This is a genomic window from Rhizobium sp. P43 (genome assembly GCF_056730705.1).
In genome coordinates, this window is the sequence record NZ_CM161539.1 from 3,268,922 (window position 1) to 3,284,573 (window position 15,652).

The window sequence follows — 15,652 nt, forward strand, 5'->3', positions numbered from 1 at the left end:
TCTCCTCAACCGTAATGGACGCGGCGTTCGATGAAACGGAACTGGATCATGGTCAGCACGAGGACGATCACCATCAGAATGACCGACTGGGCCGAGGAGGAACCAAGGTCATTGCCACGGAAACCGTCGAGATAGACCTTGTAGACCAGCGTGATCGGGTTGTTCGCCGCGCTGTCCTTCACCATCACATCGACGACGCCGAAGGTGTCGAAGAGCGAATAGGTCATGTTGATGATCAGCAGGAAGAAGGCTGTTGGTGCCAGAAGCGGGAGCGTCACGGTCCAGAAACGGCGCGTCCCGGACTTGCAGTCCATCGTTGCCGCCTCGCGGATCGAGGCCGGGATGCCCTGCAGGCCGGACAGGAAGAAGATGAAATTGTAGGGGATCTGGTTCCAGACGGCGATCAGCACCATGGCAAAGGCGGTGTCGAAATAGTTGATGCCGATCTTCATGTCCCAGCCAAACCAGGAGACGAAGGTGACGAAGGGACCGATATGCTGGTCGAAGAACATCAGTCCGATCAGTCCCGCGACCGGCGGGGCGATGGCATAGACCACGATCAGCAGCGTCTTGTAGGTCGACTGGCCGCGGATCACGGCGTCGGCCTTCAGCGCCAGCAGCAGGCCAAGCGACAGGACCAGAAAGGTGACGACCAGACTGAAGACGATGGTGAAGCGCGCGATGCGGCCATATTGGGAGGCCGAGAAGATGTCGGCATAGTTGCTCAGACCGACGAAGGTCGAGCCAAAGCCGAACGGATCCTCGATATAGAAGGAGGACTGGATGGCCTGCACCGACGGCCAGTAGAAGAAGATCGCGATGATTGCCAGTTGCGGCAGAAGAAACAGGTAAGGCAGGAATCGCGAATTGAACTGGACGCGCTTCATCTGGGACCCCTCAATGGAAAGCCCGGGGACCGATGGCCCCCGGGAGCGACACTAGACAGGACGGCGTAATCAGCCGGCGGTCTTGGAGAAGCGGGCGAGGATCTCGTTGGCTTCTGCTTCGATGGTCTTGAAGGCGTCTTCCACGCTGACTTCGCCCGAGAAGATCTTGACGAATTCGCGGTTCATGACGTCACGGATCTGCGGGTAGAAGCCCATGCGGTAGCCCTTGGACCACTCGCCACCCGGCAGCATCAACTGCTGCAGACCGACTTCAGCCTGGGGGGTGCGCTCGTAGTGACCGTCCTTCTTGGCCAGCTCGTAGGCAGCGGTCGTCAGCGGCACGTAGCCGGTTTCCTTGTGGTAATAGTACTGGATTTCCGGCGAAGCGATGAAGTTGAAGAAGTCGCCGGTGCACTTGTTTTCTTCAGCCGGCTTGCCGGCCATGGCGAAGAGGGCAGCACCACCGATGAAGGAGTTGGTACCTGAGCCTTCGATGCCGCTCCAGTTCGGCAGGAAGGTCGCGGCGAACGGCATGGTGGCGGTCTTCAGGAGGCCACCGAAGGAACCGGAGGAACCGACCCACAGAGCGACCTTGCCTTCTTCGAAGGGCTTCTGGTTGTCGTTCCAGCCGGCGCCGTAGAAGGCGAACATGCCGGCGTCCTGCCATTCCTTGAGCTTGGAGAACATCATCCGCTGCTCTTCGGTGTTGATCAGGATCTTGGTGTCGACGACGCTGTCGTAACCATTGTTGTTGGTCGCGAACTGGAGATTGTTGCGCGAGTGGAAGTTCTCGACCATCTGCCAGGGCAGGTGCGACTGAACGAGCGGGATGTAGCCGGCTTCCTTCAGCTTCGGCGCGATCGCCTCAAACTCTTCCCAGGTCTTCGGGGCCTCAACGCCGGCCTTCTTCAGGGCATCGACGTTGTAATACATGATCGGGGCCGACGAGGAGAGCGGCATGCCGACGAACTTGCCGTCTGCATCGGCGTAGAAGTAGCGAACGCCCTGGATGTAGTCTTCGGCGTTGAAGGTGTGACCGGCTTCGCGGATGATGTCTTCAGCGGCAACAGTTGCGCCCTTGGCATTGATGATGGTGGCAGCACCGGCATCAAAGACCTGCAGGATGTTCGGGTGCTGGCCCGAACGGAAGGCGGCGATGCCAGAAGCCAGAGCTTCTTCGTAGGTGCCCTTGGAAACAGGGGTCAGGACGCAGGCCGTCTGGGCCGCGTTGAACTTCTGGGCAAGCTCGTTCAGCACTTCGCCGTTACGACCACCCATGCCGTGCCACCAGGTGATGTTGGTCGCGGCAAGCGTCGTCGATGCGGTCATGGTCAGGGCCAGAGCGGCCAGGGAAATCTTCTTGATCATGGGACAGATCCTCTCCACCGGTTGTTGCGGTGAGGGCTCCATTAGGCGCGCTCCATGACAGCGACTTGAACCTTTTATGTCAGCGCCGTCATATTGTATGGGTTTCGTTAACTTCCACGTGAAAGGCAAACGAAGCTAAAATGCGCCCTCGAAATGGACCGGCCAGCGCCACGGTCGCACCACGATGATATCATGGCGAAGTGACAGGCGTGTTGCGTCAGATTGCCTGCGCAGCCAATGATCTGCGGCATTCGCGATGCGTCGCTCGGCTGCGTAGCCGACGGCATCGACGCCTGCCTTGAGATCCTTTCGGGCTTTCACTTCGACGAAAATGACGAGATCGCCGCGGCGGGCGACGATGTCGACTTCGCCTGCTTTCGTTTTGTAGCGGAGAGCCAGAATTCGGTAGCCCTTGAGGAGGAGGGCGAGGGCTGCGCGGTATTCCGACCAGCGGCCAAGCCTTTCGGCGCGGATACGTTTCTGATCCGCGCCTTTAGGCTTCATGTGGCCCCCTTGAGTTCCAGAAGGCGCTGGTAGAGATCCTTGCGCGGCAGGCCGGTCAGCTTTGCGGCCTCGGTCGCGGCCTTGGACGTCGGCATGGTGCTCGCCAGTTCGGCCAAGAGGCTGTCGACATCGGCGGCATCGGGGGTGGCATCGGGTGCCGGCGGGCCGATGACGAGGACGATCTCGCCCTTCACCGTCTTGTCCGCATAATCATGAGCGAGATCGCCCAGGGGACCCCGGCGAAACTCCTCGAAGGTTTTCGTCAGCTCGCGGCAGACGGAGGCTGAGCGCTCAACGCCGAGTTCGTCGGCGGCTGCGGCGAGTGTGTCGCCGATGCGATGCGGGGATTCGAAGAAGATCAGCGTTGCCGGCACCTTAGAGAGTTCGCGCAGCCGATCGCGCTTCGCCTTGTCCTTGGTGGGCAGGAAGCCGGCAAAGAGGAAGGCATCGTTGGGCAGGCCCGACCCGACAAGGGCCGCGAGCGGGGCAGAGGCGCCGGGGATCGGCACGACGCGGTGGCCGGCCTCGATGGCCAGCTGGCCGAGGCGATAGCCGGGATCGGAGACGAGCGGCGTTCCGGCATCGGAAACGAGGGCGACGGACTTGCCGGCTTCGAGCGCGGCCAGCAGGCGGGCGCCCGCCTCATCGGCATTGTGCTCGTGATAGGCGTAAGGCCGGTTCTCGATGCCATAGCGGTCGAGAAGAACGCGCGTCACGCGGGTGTCCTCGCAGGCGAGCACATCGGCACCGGCAAGCGTTTCCAGCGCACGGATGGTGATGTCGCCGAGATTGCCGATCGGCGTTGCCACGAGATAGAGCGCAGGCTCGAGCGGGCGGGCCGCAATCGGCGTGTCGTTGAGGCGATAGCGCTTGGTACCAGGCGCAGTGGCCGCATTTTTGTCTTCTGTTGTCATGCGGCCTTTATCCTCTACCCCCATGCTCGCGGCAAGGGTGCCGCCGCCATAAACCATTCCGATAACCTTCGCGTGGGACGAGCGTGGAAAACCTTGGAGCCTCTTGCTTTTCCCGCTCTTTTGCTGCCATTTTGCCCGTCCACATCGTCCGGCCCGGGGACTGCCCGGCCCCTTTTTCCGATCCGGAACTCCGGAAGACGACACGTCGAAAGCGGTAGCATCCCATGCGTATAACTCTTGAACGGTCCAATCTCCTCAAGTCTCTGAACCACGTGCACCGCGTGGTTGAGCGTCGCAACACGATCCCGATCCTGTCGAACGTGCTGCTCAAAGCCGAAGGCGCCGAGCTCGACATGAAGGCGACGGACCTCGATCTCGAGATAACCGAAGGTACGCCTGCCATGGTCGAGCAGGCTGGTGCCACCACCGTTCCTGCCCATCTTCTCTACGAAATCGTCCGCAAGCTGCCGGATGGTTCGGAAGTGCTGCTCGCCACGAACCCCGATGGCTCGACGATGACGGTCGCCTCCGGCCGTTCCAAGTTCTCGCTGCAGTGCCTGCCGCAGTCGGACTTCCCGGACCTGACGGCCGGTACCTTCACCCATTCCTTCAAGATCAAGGCGTCGGACTTCAAGATGCTGATCGATCGCACGCAGTTTGCGATCTCCACCGAAGAGACCCGCTACTATCTGAACGGCATTTTCCTGCACACGATCGAAGCCGGTGGGGCCCTGAAGCTGCGTGCCGTCGCCACCGACGGTCACCGCTTGGCGCGCGCGGACGTCGATGCGCCCTCGGGTTCGGAAGGCATGCCGGGCATCATCATTCCGCGCAAGACGGTCGGCGAGTTGCAGAAGCTGATCGACAATCCGGATCTCACCATCGGCATCGAGATTTCCGATTCCAAGATCCGCCTTTCCATCGGCTCGGTCGTTCTGACCTCGAAGCTGATCGACGGCACCTTCCCCGATTACCAGCGCGTCATTCCGCAGGCGAACGACAAGGAAATGCGCGTCGACTGCCAGACCTTCGCCCGCGCCGTCGACCGCGTCTCGACCATTTCCTCGGAGCGCGGCCGCGCCGTGAAGCTTGCGCTCGCCGACGGCCAGCTGATGCTCACCGTCAACAATCCGGATTCTGGAAGTGCAACGGAAGAAGTCGCCGTCGGCTATGAAAGCGACGCGATGGAGATCGGCTTCAACGCCAAGTATCTCCTCGACATCACCGCCCAGTTGTCCGGGGACGACGCGATCTTCCTGCTCGCGGATGCCGGCTCGCCGACGCTCATTCGCGACACGGCAGGCGCCGACGCGCTTTATGTCCTGATGCCGATGCGCGTCTGAGTCGGGAATTTTCTTTCAGGATTTTTGCTCCGACAGCGCCATTCTCTCTTGCGTTTGCGACAGGCAGGCCCAAAATTGTCGCAATCGCCTCGCAGGACGCGAGCAGCAACAAGAAGAGGGACGATCATGGCCATTCGACTGAAGGAACGGTTCGGGAAGAAATTCGACGAGGAAATCCGCTTCTTCAAGGGCATGATGCAGGGTCCGAAGACGGTCGGCGCGATTGTGCCGACGTCCTCTGTCACCGCGAAGCGCATGGCCAGCGTCATCGACCTCAAGTCGGGCCTGCCCGTCCTCGAACTCGGCCCTGGCACTGGCGTGATCACCAAGCAGATCCTGGCGCGCGGGGTCGCTCCGGAGAAAATCGTTTCGGTCGAGTATTCGGAAGACTTCTATCGCCGCCTGGTCGAGGACTATGCCGGCGTCAACTTCATCCATGGCGACGCCTTCGATCTGAAGAACTCGCTGGGCTCCTTCGCCGACAAGACGTTCGATTGCGTCATCTCCGCCGTGCCGATGCTCAGCTTCCCGATGGAAGCCCGTATCCAGCTGCTCGAAGACCTGCTCTCGCGCATCCCCGAAGGCCGTCCCGTGGTGCAGATCACCTACGGTCCGGTCTCGCCCGTCATCGCCAAGCCGGATCGCTACCACATCCAGCATTTCGACTTCGTCGTGCGCAACATCCCGCCCGCCCAGCTGTGGATCTACCGCAAGGCCTGAGCGGCCGCCTACGGAGAACACCTAAGGAGAACAGGGGATCGACCGTCCGTCCAGTCGCCTTCCGCTTGCGCTTCATCGCGTCTCATGCGACTGGACGGCCATGGAGATCTGGCAGGAGTCTTAAACTTGAGCGCACGTCACCGTCTCATCGTCGGACTGGATGTTCCGACCGTTCAGGAAGCGGAGCGCGTAGTCTCAACGCTCGGCGACAGCATCTCCTTCTACAAGATCGGCTATCAGCTCGCCTTTGCCGGCGGCCTTGAATTCGCCCGCGACCTGGCCAAACAGGGCAAGCAGGTCTTCCTCGACATGAAGCTGCTCGACATCGACAACACGGTGGCGTCCGCAGTCGAGAACATCGCCCGCATGGGCATGACCATGCTGACACTGCATGCCTATCCGAAAGCCATGGCAGCCGCCGTCAAGGCGGCCGAAGGCTCCGGCCTCTGCCTGCTCGGCGTGACCGTGCTGACCTCGATGGACGAGCAGGACCTCAAGGATGCCGGTTATCAATACGATCCGCGCAGCCTCGTTCTGAAGCGCGCCGAACAGGCTCGTGCGACCGGCATGGGCGGCATCGTCTGCTCGGCGGAGGAAGCCTCCGCAGTGCGCCAGATTGTCGGGCCGAAAATGGCGATCGTCACCCCCGGCATCCGGCCGGCCGGCGCCGACAAGGGCGACCAGAAGCGTGTGATGACGCCATCCGATGCCATCGCCGCCGGCTCGAGCCACCTTGTCGTGGCGCGCCCGATCGTCAAGGCAGACGACCCGAAGGCATCGGCGCTTGCGATCCTGGCGGAGATGGATGCCGCACTCGCCAAACAGTCTTGATCGAAGAAACCGGGAGGAAGACATGCCCAAGGGCTACTGGATCGCACGCGTCGATATTCGTGATGCCGAGCGCTACAAGGATTACGTCGCCGCAGCAAAGCCAGCATTCGAGAAATACGGTGCGACCTTCCTCGCCCGTGGTGGCGCCTATACCCAGCTTGAGGGACAGGTGCGTGCCCGCAACGTGGTGATCGAGTTCCCATCGCATCAGGCTGCGGTGGATTGCTACAACTCGCCGGAATACCAGATCGCAGCGAAGATCCGCCAGGAAGTGGCGGATGCTGAAATGGTGGTCGTCGAGGGCGTCTGAGCCCATCAAGCCCTGCGCCTCGATGTCCGGCGGGTGCGTCCTTGACGGGCCTTTCCCCCGCCGGACGATTCGGTTAAGAGAGGCCAGATCGCGCATATCGTGTGCGCCCATATCGTTCAGGGGAGCCGTCCATGACCTTGTCCAACCTTCCGCCGCTCGTCACCGTCTTCGGGGGCTCGGGCTTCGTGGGACGGCATGTGGTACGCGCTCTTGCGAAGCGCGGCTATCGCATCCGTGTCGCCGTGCGCCGTCCGGATCTCGCAGGCTTCCTGCAGCCGCTCGGCAATGTCGGTCAGATCTCCTTCGTCCAGGCGAATCTGCGTTATCGCTCGTCGGTCGATGCGGCTGTTCAGGGCGCCGACCATGTCGTCAACTGCGTCGGCATTCTGTTCGAGAGCGGCCGCAACGGCTTTGACGCGGTGCAGGATTTTGGTGCTCGCGCGGTTGCGGAAGCTGCCCGCTCTGTCGGCGCCACGCTGACGCATATCTCGGCCATCGGCGCCGATGCCAAGTCTGACTCCGTCTATGCTGCGACCAAGGGCCGTGCAGAAGCCGCCGTCCAGTCGATCATCCCGGATGCCACTATCCTCCGTCCGTCGATCGTCTTCGGTCCGGAAGACGGCTTCTTCAACAAGTTCGCCGCCATGGCCCGCCTCGCGCCGGCCCTGCCGCTCGTCGGCGGTGGCAAGACCAAGTTCCAACCCGTTTACGTCGGCGATGTCGCCGAAGTCGTGGCCCGTGCCGTCGATGGTTCGATTGCGCGCGGCAAGATCTATGAACTCGGCGGCCGCGATGTCGCGACCTTCAAGCAGTGTCTTGAGACCATGCTCGAAATCGTCGGTCGCAAGCGCGCCCTGGTAACGCTGCCCTTCGGCATCGCCTCGCTGATCGGGAGCATCGCCTCTGCCGTGCCGCTGATCACGCCGCCGCTGACCAGCGATCAGGTGAAGCTCTTGAAGAAAGACAACATCGTCTCTGCTGCCGCAAAGGCTGAAGGGCGCACGCTCGAAGGCCTCGGCATCCAGCCGGTAACGATGGCCGCCATCCTGCCGACCTACCTGGTGCAATATCGCGTTCACGGTCAGTATACGGGCTCCGGCAAGGCAGCCTGATGCTGCCTTTCATCGCCTGACAATCGTCACGCCGTTGCACAAAAGACGCAGCTAAACAAAGACCTGCGTTAACCGCGGATAAAGCAAGTTCGCCTATTGATGGCGGTCGTGGCAATGCGTAAAGACTGGCCCCCAACAGCCAGCCGGCAGCACTTGCCGGCCCTTCATTTCAAGACAGTCTCAAGAGGCATTTCCATGGGCAAGTCCATCGCACTGTTCTTCGCATGTGCGGCACTGGTTATCATCGCTGGCTCCTTCGTCGCCCCGACCACGGTGGCGGCCCGCAAGGACAATTGCGCGCCTGCCTATGGCATCGACCCCTGCTCGACGGCGTCGATCCCGTCGAACAACTGATTTCCTGAAAACAAAAGGCCGCCCCTCGGGACGGCCTTTTTTCTTGTCTCGGATCTGCCGGTTTCAGCCGAAGGTGAGAAGCCCTATGATGCCTGCCGTGCCAACGGCGATCCGCCACCAGGCAAACGGCGCATAGCCCCGTTTTGAGACAAAATCCAACAGACCCCGAACGACAAACAGTGCCGAAATGAAGGCCGCGACAAAGCCGATCGCGATGATCATGGTGTCATCGACGGTGAGAGCATCGCGGTTCTTGTAGAGGTCGAGCGTGAAGGCGCCGAGCATGGTCGGCATGGCGAGGAAGAAGGAAAATTCGGCCGCCGAGCGCTTGTCTGCGCCGAGCAGCAGGGCACCGACGATCGTCGCCCCCGAACGCGAGGTGCCCGGGATCATCGCCACGCACTGGCAAAGCCCGATCTTGAAGGCAAGCGACAGGGGATACTCGGTGACGTCATGATATCTAGGCTTCAGCGGCAGGCGGTCGATCCAGAGCAGGACGAAGCCGCCGAGGATCAGCACCACGCAAATCAGCATCGGCGTCTCGAACAGCACCGTCTTGATGAAGTCATGGGCCAGCGCGCCGATCACGGCCGCCGGCAGGAAGCCCAGGAGCACGGCCCCGACGAAACGCCGGCTTTCGGCGCTCGTCGGCAGCGACAGCGCAATCCCTAAGAGCTTGGCGAAGTAGACACTGAGGATCGCCAGGATCGCGCCCAGCTGGATCAGCACGGCAAAGGTGTTGCCGGGCGATTCGAAGCCGAGGAAATGGCCTGCTAGCAGCACGTGGGCGGTTGATGATACCGGCACAAACTCGGTCAAGCCTTCAATCAGGCCGAGCACGAGCGCGCTGATAATGGATTGATCTTCCATGAGGTCTCCTTCAGGGGGAAGGCAAAGTGATTTGCTTGTATTGCCGGGGCCGAAACCCTATAGCTTGGAAGCCGCGCTGATGACCAGCCGCTTCGACAGCCTGTGTCGCGGCCACTGAAAATTCCGAGAATCCGAGTTCTTATGCCGACCCTGTACCATCACACGATGTCCACCGCGTCCCGATTCATTCGACTGGTATTGTCCGAATACGGATTTCAGACGGATCTGGTGGAGGAGCAGACCTGGGAGAAGCGCAAGGAATTCCTGGCCTTCAACCCGGCCGGCACGCTGCCCGTCTACGTCGATGACAGCATGCGGGCGCTGTGTGGCCCGTTCATCATTTCGGAATTCATCGACGAGACGCATGGCGTCTTGAAGCGTGACCGACGCCTGTTTGCCGAGGACCCGTTCCAGCGGGCCGAGATCCGCCGGTTGACCGAATGGTTCCTGCAGAAGATGGAGCAGGACGTGACGAAGCCGCTGGTGCGCGAGCGTGTGCACAAGCTGATCATTCCGAACGGCCTCGGCGGTGGCGCGCCGGACTCGAAGGTTCTGCGCACGGCGCGATCCAATATCCGCCACCACATGAAATACCTCACCTGGCTGTCCGGCTCGCGTCAGTGGATCGCCGGTGACCGGCTGAGCTATGCCGACCTTTCGGCAGCCGCAGCCGTCTCCGTTCTCGACTATCTCGGCGAAATCGACTGGAACGAGTATCCGGTCGCCAAGGAATGGTATCAGCGCATCAAGTCGCGCCCGTCCTTCCGACCGCTGCTCACCGAGCGCGTGCGCGGCATCACGCCGGTGTCGCACTACGCCGACCTCGACTTCTGACGGTTACTGTTATGGACGAGCCGCAGATCGATCCCAAGATCCGGAAGCGGCGGGCAGACCTCACACGGTTCTTGCGCCAGGAGGCGGAAGCGCAGGGCTTCGATCTCTGTCGCATCACGCTGCCGGATGCGATCCCCGAAGCGCCGGCCCGGCTTGAGAGCTTCCTTGAGGCCGGTCGTCATGGCACCATGACCTGGATGGAAGAGACCAAGGAGCGGCGCGGAGATCCGCGTGTGCTCTGGTCTGAGGTGCGCTCCATCGTCATGTTCGGCATGAATTATGGCCCGGACGAGGATCCCCGACTTTTACAGGCGCAGCCTGAGAAGGCAGCGATCTCGGTCTATGCCCGCAATCGCGACTATCATGACGTCATCAAGGGGCGCCTCAAGGAAGTGGCGACGCGCTTTGCCGCGCGTGCGGGTGAGGACGTCAAGGTGTTCGTCGATACCGCACCCGTGATGGAAAAGCCGCTCGCGGCCGCTGCCGGGCTCGGCTGGCAGGGCAAACACACCAATCTGGTCAGCCGAGATTTTGGCTCCTGGCTCTTTCTCGGCAGCCTGTTCACCACGGCTGAGTTAGAGATCGACGCGGCCGAGCGCGATCACTGCGGCTCGTGCCGGGCCTGTCTCGACGCCTGCCCGACCGACGCCTTCCCCGCACCCTATCAGATCGATGCGCGACGCTGCATTTCCTACCTCACGATCGAGCATAAGGGGCCGATCGACCGGGCGCTGCGGCCCGCCTTCGGCAATCGCATCTATGGCTGCGACGACTGTCTGGCGGCCTGTCCCTGGAACAAGTTTGCCGCAGCTGCACGAGAGATTAAACTTGTCGCCCGCGAGGACCTGAAGGCGCCCGACATCGCCTTCTTCCTGGCGCTGGACGATCCGGCCTTCCGCACCTATTTCAGCGGCTCGCCGGTCAAGCGGATCGGGCGGGACCGTTTCGTGCGCAATGTGCTGATTGCGGCGGGCAATTCCGGATTGCCCGATCTGGCGCCGGCCTGTGCGGCCTTGCTGACTGACGTATCTGCCGATGTGCGCGGGATGGCGGTCTGGGCGCTGTCGCGGCTTTTGGCCGGAGAAGACTTCATGAGGCTCCGGGCGGAGCATCTCAAACAAGAAACGGACGAGCATGTCCGACAGGAATGGATGACGGAGAGCTGACGCATGCGGATGATGATTTTCGGAGCGGGATATTCGGGCAAGGCGATCGGCAAGCTCCTCAGCGGTCAGGACGCATCCGTCGCCGGCACGACACGCAGCGCCGAGAAGGGCAAGGCACTGGAAGAGGCCTCGATCCGCCCCTTCCTCTTCGACGGCACAAGCCTGTCCGAGGCTCTGCTGGCCGAACTGGCCGAGACCACGCATCTCGTCCAGTCGATTGCGCCCGGCAGTGAGGGCGACCCGCTGATCCGGCTCTGCGGCCAGGCAGGCATAAAGGCGATCATGCCGAAGCTTGAATGGATCGCCTATCTCTCGACCGTCGGGGTCTATGGCGATCACTATGGCGCCTGGGTGAACGAAGAAACAGAATTGAAACCGGTCTCGGTGCGTTCGGTTGAGCGGGTGGAGGCCGAGCAGGCCTGGCAGGTCGTGGCAGCGCGTGACGGACTGCCGCTTGCGATCCTGCGCCTCTCCGGAATCTACGGCCCCGGGCGCAACACCTTCCTCAACCTCGCCAACGGGACAGCACGCCGACTGGTGAAAAAGGACCAGGTGTTCAACCGCATCCGGGTCGAGGACATCGCGACGGCGACCGCCTTCCTGGCTGAGCCCAAGACCGCCGGGATCTTCAACGTCACCGACGACCTGCCCTCTCCGCCCCAGGACGTGGTGACCGAAGCGGCCCGGCTGATGGGAATGGAAGCACCACCGGAACAGCCCTTCGAGACCGCCGATCTCACCCCCATGGCGCGCTCCTTCTATGGCGAGAACAAGCGCGTTTCGAACGCCAAGATCAAGACGCTTGGATTCAACTTCCAGTACCCGAATTACCATATGTCTCTTCAGGATCTACTTGCCTCGGGGACATGGAACCATCGGGCCTGAAACCGCGTTTTTCGGGGTCAAACTTTGCTCGTGCGGGGCTGGAAGCACTGGAATTTGGCAGCCTCCATCGCTTTCTCACCACAAATCGGGCAGCAAATTGGGCAGGTGAGGAAAATTTTTCTTCGCCGATTCTGTGATCGCCAACTCTGCCCAGCCCATTGGTTTTTCATTCCACCAAAGCGCATGGAATCAAACGATTTTTGCCGATTATTCATAAATCATTAAGGTAAAGGCTCCGCCATCCGTCATCACAAATGTTACCGTTGTTAACTTTTCGTGATGACGTGAAGGCACGTTTTTGCCATTTTTGACCTCCCTTACCCGTCGGCACGCAAAAAACAGCTCGTGTCAACGACTAGGGACGTATAACTTGACGATCAACCGACGCTCTATTTTCGCCGCTGCAACTGTTGCTGCACTCTGTGCTTTCGCGCCACACAGTGCAAATGCGAAGTCTTCCTGTGGTGGCGCCTCCTGGTACGCGCTGACGTCGAAGACCGCCTCCGGCGAACGTATGAACCCGGCCAAGCTGACGGCAGCCCACAAGAGCCTGCCCTTCGGTACCAAGGTGAAGGTCACCAATGCGCGCAGCGGCAAAAGCGTCGTCGTCCGCATCAATGATCGCGGCCCCTTCATCCGCGGCCGCGTGCTCGACCTCTCGAAGGCCGCAGCCCAGAACATCGGCATGATCCGCTCGGGCCACGCCAAGGTCTGCTACGAGATCATCCGCTAAGCGGCCCTACACAGGGGAGCGGCGATCGGTCATGGTTATAGGCGCTTGCTCTTGCCCCTGATCGCCGTTACCACGCTCTCTTCTTTAAGAGGAGAATGACCATGCGCCTGGGCGGCCGTCTTGCCGGTGCGATCGAAGTCTTGGATGATATCGAGACCCGTCGCCGTCCCGTTGCCGATGCCCTCAAGGATTGGGGCCTTTCGCATCGTTTCGCCGGTTCCGGCGATCGTGCGGCCATCGGCAATATCGTCTATGATGCCCTGCGCATGAAGCTTTCGCATGCCTGGCTGATGGATGACGACAGCGCCCATTCCCTCGGCTGGGCCGTGCTGCTGCGCCAATGGGGCATGAGCCTCGAGGCTCTGCAGTCGGATTTCGACGGCGACAATTTTGCACCGGCCCCGCTGTCCGAAAGCGAGATCCAGGCCTTTGCCAGCCGTGACCTGTCCCACGCGCCGCTCCATGTGCAGGGCGACATTCCCGATTGGGTCCAGCCCTCTTTCGAACTGGCCTTCGGAGACGACTGGCTTGCCGAGGCACAGGCGCTTGCCACCCGCCCGACGCTCGACCTACGCGTCAACACGCTGAAGGCCAACCGAGATAAGGTGCTGAAGGCGCTCGACCGTTCCGGCGCCCAGGCCTCGCCGATCGCGCGTTTCGGCATGCGCGTCCCGGCCGGCGAAGGCCCGTCGCGGCTCCCCAATGTCACGGCTGAACTCAGCTTCCAGAAGGGCTGGTTCGAGGTGCAGGACGAGGGCTCGCAGATCGTTGCCGACCTCGTGACGCCGCGGGAAGGCGACCAGGTGCTCGACTTCTGTGCCGGCGGTGGCGGCAAGACGCTCGCCATGGCGGCAGCGATGAACAACAAAGGCCAAGTTCATGCCTATGACGCAGATCGCAAGCGGCTCGCGCCGATCATTGAGCGGCTGAAGCGCGCCGGCACCCACAATGTCCAGGTGCATGACAGCACAAAGGGGCTTTCGAACCTCAGGGAGCGTTGCGACCAGGTTCTAGTTGATGCGCCCTGCACGGGGACCGGTACCTGGCGGCGTCGCCCCGACACCAAGTGGCGCCTGACTGACCGGAACCTGCAGGAACGCATAACCCAGCAGCAGGAAGCGCTGACCGAGGCTTCGACCTTCGTAAAGCCGAATGGTTCGCTGCTCTACGTCACCTGCTCGGTGCTGCCGGAAGAAAACGACCGTCAGGTCCAGGCCTTCTGCGAGGCCAATCCGCAGTTCGTGATCGTCCCCGTGGTCGAAGACTGGGCGCGCCTCTTCGGCACTTCGGCTCCCAAGCCGCGATCGGCTGATGGCAAGACCGTCACGCTCAGCCCCGCCAGCATGGACACCGACGGCTTCTTCTTCTGCCGGATGCGCCGTCGCCCGGCGTGATTTGATCATCGTCAATTCCGACAGTTGTTTATTATACTCGACTGTTTGACACTACTTTGCTTTTGCGCGAAGACAGGATCGTCCGTTCAAAAACGAGGCGCCTTTGGGTGCCGGAGGGAGACACCATGAACCGGAAATCCGTCATCGGCGCGTCGATCGCGCTGCTCGTCACATCGGCTGCCATTTTCGCCGGCCCCGCCATCGCCGCACCGACGGCCAAGGACGTGCTGAACCACTACAGCGCCTTGGCCGAGGCCAAGTTCCAGGACGCGCTGTCGACCGCCAAGGCGCTTGATGCCGCCATCGACGCGCTGATTGCCAAGCCCAGCGACGAGACGTTGAAGGCCGCCCGCGAAGCCTGGATCGCCGCCCGCGTGCCCTACCAGCAGACGGAGGTCTATCGCTTCGGCAATCCGATCGTCGACGAGTGGGAAGGCAAGGTGAATGCCTGGCCGCTGGATGAAGGCCTGATCGACTACGTCGACGCCGGCTACGGCACCGAAAGCGACGGCAATGCGCTTTACGTGGCCAACGTCATCGCCAACCCGAAGATCAAGATCAACGGCGAAGAGGTCGACGCCTCCAAGATCACGCCGGAATTCCTCGCCGAGACGCTGCACGAAGCCGGCGAAGTCGAAGCCAATGTCGCGACCGGCTATCACGCCATCGAATTCCTGCTCTGGGGCCAGGATCTAAACGGCACCGGTCCAGGTGCTGGCAACCGCTCGTTTACCGATTACGACACGGCCAATTGCACCAATGGCAATTGCGACCGCCGCGCCGCTTATCTGAAGTCCGCCTCGACGCTTTTGGTCCAGGACCTCGAAGAAATGGTCGCTGCCTGGGCGCCTGAGGGTGAAGCGACCAAGGCCGTGCTTGCCGACGAGAAGAAGGGCATTTCCGCCATGCTCACCGGCATGGGCTCGCTTTCCTATGGCGAACTCGCCGGCGAGCGCATGAAGCTCGGCGTGCTGTTGCATGACCCGGAAGAGGAGCATGACTGCTTCTCCGACAACACGCATGCCTCGCATCTGAACGACGCCATCGGCATCGCTTCCGCCTATACCGGCGAATACACGCGCGTCGACGGCACGAAGATGACCGGCCCGTCGCTATCCGAACTCGTCGCCGCCAAGGATGCAGCGCTCGATGCGGAAATGAAGGGCAAGCTTGAGAAGACGCTTTCCGCCATGAACACCATGGCCGAGCGCGCCAAGACCAAGGAAGCCTATGACCAGATGATCGGCGAAGGCAATGCCGAGGGTAATGCCACTGTGCAGGCCGCCATCGACGGGTTGATTGACCAGACCCAGACCATCCAGCGCGTCATTGCGTCGCTCGATCTCGGCACGATCGAGCTTGAAGGCTCCGACAGCCTTGATAATCCCGGCGCGGTTTTCCAGTAAGCAGCAAAGGCGGGCCGTTTC

17 protein-coding genes are annotated in these 15,652 nt (G+C 61.6%); 12 read left to right on the forward strand and 5 right to left on the reverse strand.

Going from position 1 to position 15,652, the window contains the following annotated elements; all coding sequences use genetic code 11:
• Positions 1-5: 5 nt before the first annotated feature.
• The 4 genes from AC1PUL_RS16330 to rsmI form a co-directional block, all read right to left on the reverse strand.
• Entirely contained in the window at positions 6-887 is an 882-nt protein-coding gene (locus AC1PUL_RS16330; RefSeq protein ID WP_480465169.1) for an ABC transporter permease subunit, read from the reverse strand.
• Between the two features lie 69 nt (positions 888-956).
• Positions 957-2,255 carry an extracellular solute-binding protein gene (locus AC1PUL_RS16335; RefSeq protein WP_480465170.1) on the reverse strand — a complete coding sequence of 433 codons (1,299 nt, stop codon included), beginning with the start codon at positions 2,253-2,255 and terminating at the stop codon, positions 957-959.
• Positions 2,256-2,390: 135 nt separating this feature from the next.
• On the reverse strand, positions 2,391-2,759 hold the full coding sequence (locus AC1PUL_RS16340; protein ID WP_480465171.1) for a YraN family protein: 369 nt from the start codon (positions 2,757-2,759) through the stop codon (positions 2,391-2,393).
• Positions 2,756-3,673, reverse strand: a complete 918-nt coding sequence (gene rsmI / locus AC1PUL_RS16345) for a 16S rRNA (cytidine(1402)-2'-O)-methyltransferase (RefSeq protein ID WP_480465173.1) — start codon at positions 3,671-3,673, stop codon at positions 2,756-2,758. The genes AC1PUL_RS16340 and rsmI overlap by 4 nt, the downstream gene beginning before the upstream one ends.
• A 224-nt stretch (positions 3,674-3,897) precedes the next feature.
• Here rsmI and dnaN point away from each other — a divergent pair, with 224 nt between their 5' ends.
• The 6 genes from dnaN (at position 3,898) to AC1PUL_RS16375 (ending at position 8,343) form a co-directional block, all read left to right on the forward strand.
• The gene (gene dnaN / locus AC1PUL_RS16350) at positions 3,898-5,016 is read left to right on the forward strand and encodes a DNA polymerase III subunit beta (RefSeq protein ID WP_298460315.1); all 1,119 of its coding nucleotides are present in this window, start codon (positions 3,898-3,900) and stop codon (positions 5,014-5,016) included.
• 126 nt (positions 5,017-5,142) lie between these two features.
• A complete protein-coding gene (gene pmtA, locus AC1PUL_RS16355; RefSeq protein WP_298460317.1) occupies positions 5,143-5,736 on the forward strand; it encodes a phospholipid N-methyltransferase PmtA in 594 nt (197 codons plus the stop codon).
• 126 nt (positions 5,737-5,862) lie between these two features.
• Positions 5,863-6,567 (forward strand): orotidine-5'-phosphate decarboxylase, encoded by a 705-nt coding sequence (pyrF, locus tag AC1PUL_RS16360; protein ID WP_480465174.1) that lies wholly within the window; start codon positions 5,863-5,865, stop codon positions 6,565-6,567.
• Positions 6,568-6,589: 22 nt separating this feature from the next.
• On the forward strand, positions 6,590-6,877 hold the full coding sequence (locus tag AC1PUL_RS16365; protein WP_480465175.1) for a DUF1330 domain-containing protein: 288 nt from the start codon (positions 6,590-6,592) through the stop codon (positions 6,875-6,877).
• 131 nt (positions 6,878-7,008) lie between these two features.
• Positions 7,009-7,989: a complex I NDUFA9 subunit family protein gene (locus tag AC1PUL_RS16370; RefSeq protein ID WP_480465176.1), complete on the forward strand. Its 981-nt coding sequence runs from the start codon at positions 7,009-7,011 to the stop codon at positions 7,987-7,989.
• A 195-nt stretch (positions 7,990-8,184) separates the two neighbouring features.
• Positions 8,185-8,343, forward strand: coding sequence for a hypothetical protein (locus tag AC1PUL_RS16375; RefSeq protein WP_298460324.1), 159 nt, complete (start codon positions 8,185-8,187; stop codon positions 8,341-8,343).
• A gap of 63 nt (positions 8,344-8,406) precedes the next feature.
• On the opposite strand, the gene AC1PUL_RS16380 is transcribed toward AC1PUL_RS16375, so the two are convergent.
• Complete coding sequence (locus AC1PUL_RS16380; protein ID WP_480465177.1) at positions 8,407-9,213, reverse strand: undecaprenyl-diphosphate phosphatase; 807 nt, start codon at positions 9,211-9,213, stop codon at positions 8,407-8,409.
• A 141-nt stretch (positions 9,214-9,354) separates the two neighbouring features.
• Here AC1PUL_RS16380 and AC1PUL_RS16385 point away from each other — a divergent pair, with 141 nt between their 5' ends.
• From AC1PUL_RS16385 to AC1PUL_RS16410, 6 genes are all read left to right on the forward strand, one after another.
• Positions 9,355-10,047, forward strand: a complete 693-nt coding sequence (locus AC1PUL_RS16385) for a glutathione S-transferase family protein (protein ID WP_298460329.1) — start codon at positions 9,355-9,357, stop codon at positions 10,045-10,047.
• Positions 10,048-10,058: 11 nt separating this feature from the next.
• Complete coding sequence (gene queG / locus AC1PUL_RS16390; protein WP_480465178.1) at positions 10,059-11,213, forward strand: tRNA epoxyqueuosine(34) reductase QueG; 1,155 nt, start codon at positions 10,059-10,061, stop codon at positions 11,211-11,213.
• A gap of 3 nt (positions 11,214-11,216) precedes the next feature.
• Positions 11,217-12,098 (forward strand): SDR family oxidoreductase, encoded by an 882-nt coding sequence (locus tag AC1PUL_RS16395; protein ID WP_480465179.1) that lies wholly within the window; start codon positions 11,217-11,219, stop codon positions 12,096-12,098.
• Between the two features lie 370 nt (positions 12,099-12,468).
• Positions 12,469-12,831, forward strand: a complete 363-nt coding sequence (locus AC1PUL_RS16400; protein WP_480465180.1) for a septal ring lytic transglycosylase RlpA family protein — start codon at positions 12,469-12,471, stop codon at positions 12,829-12,831.
• A 101-nt stretch (positions 12,832-12,932) separates the two neighbouring features.
• The gene (locus AC1PUL_RS16405; protein ID WP_480465181.1) at positions 12,933-14,225 is read left to right on the forward strand and encodes an RsmB/NOP family class I SAM-dependent RNA methyltransferase; all 1,293 of its coding nucleotides are present in this window, start codon (positions 12,933-12,935) and stop codon (positions 14,223-14,225) included.
• Positions 14,226-14,350: 125 nt separating this feature from the next.
• Entirely contained in the window at positions 14,351-15,631 is a 1,281-nt protein-coding gene (locus AC1PUL_RS16410; RefSeq protein ID WP_480465182.1) for an imelysin family protein, read from the forward strand.
• Positions 15,632-15,652: the final 21 nt, after the last annotated feature.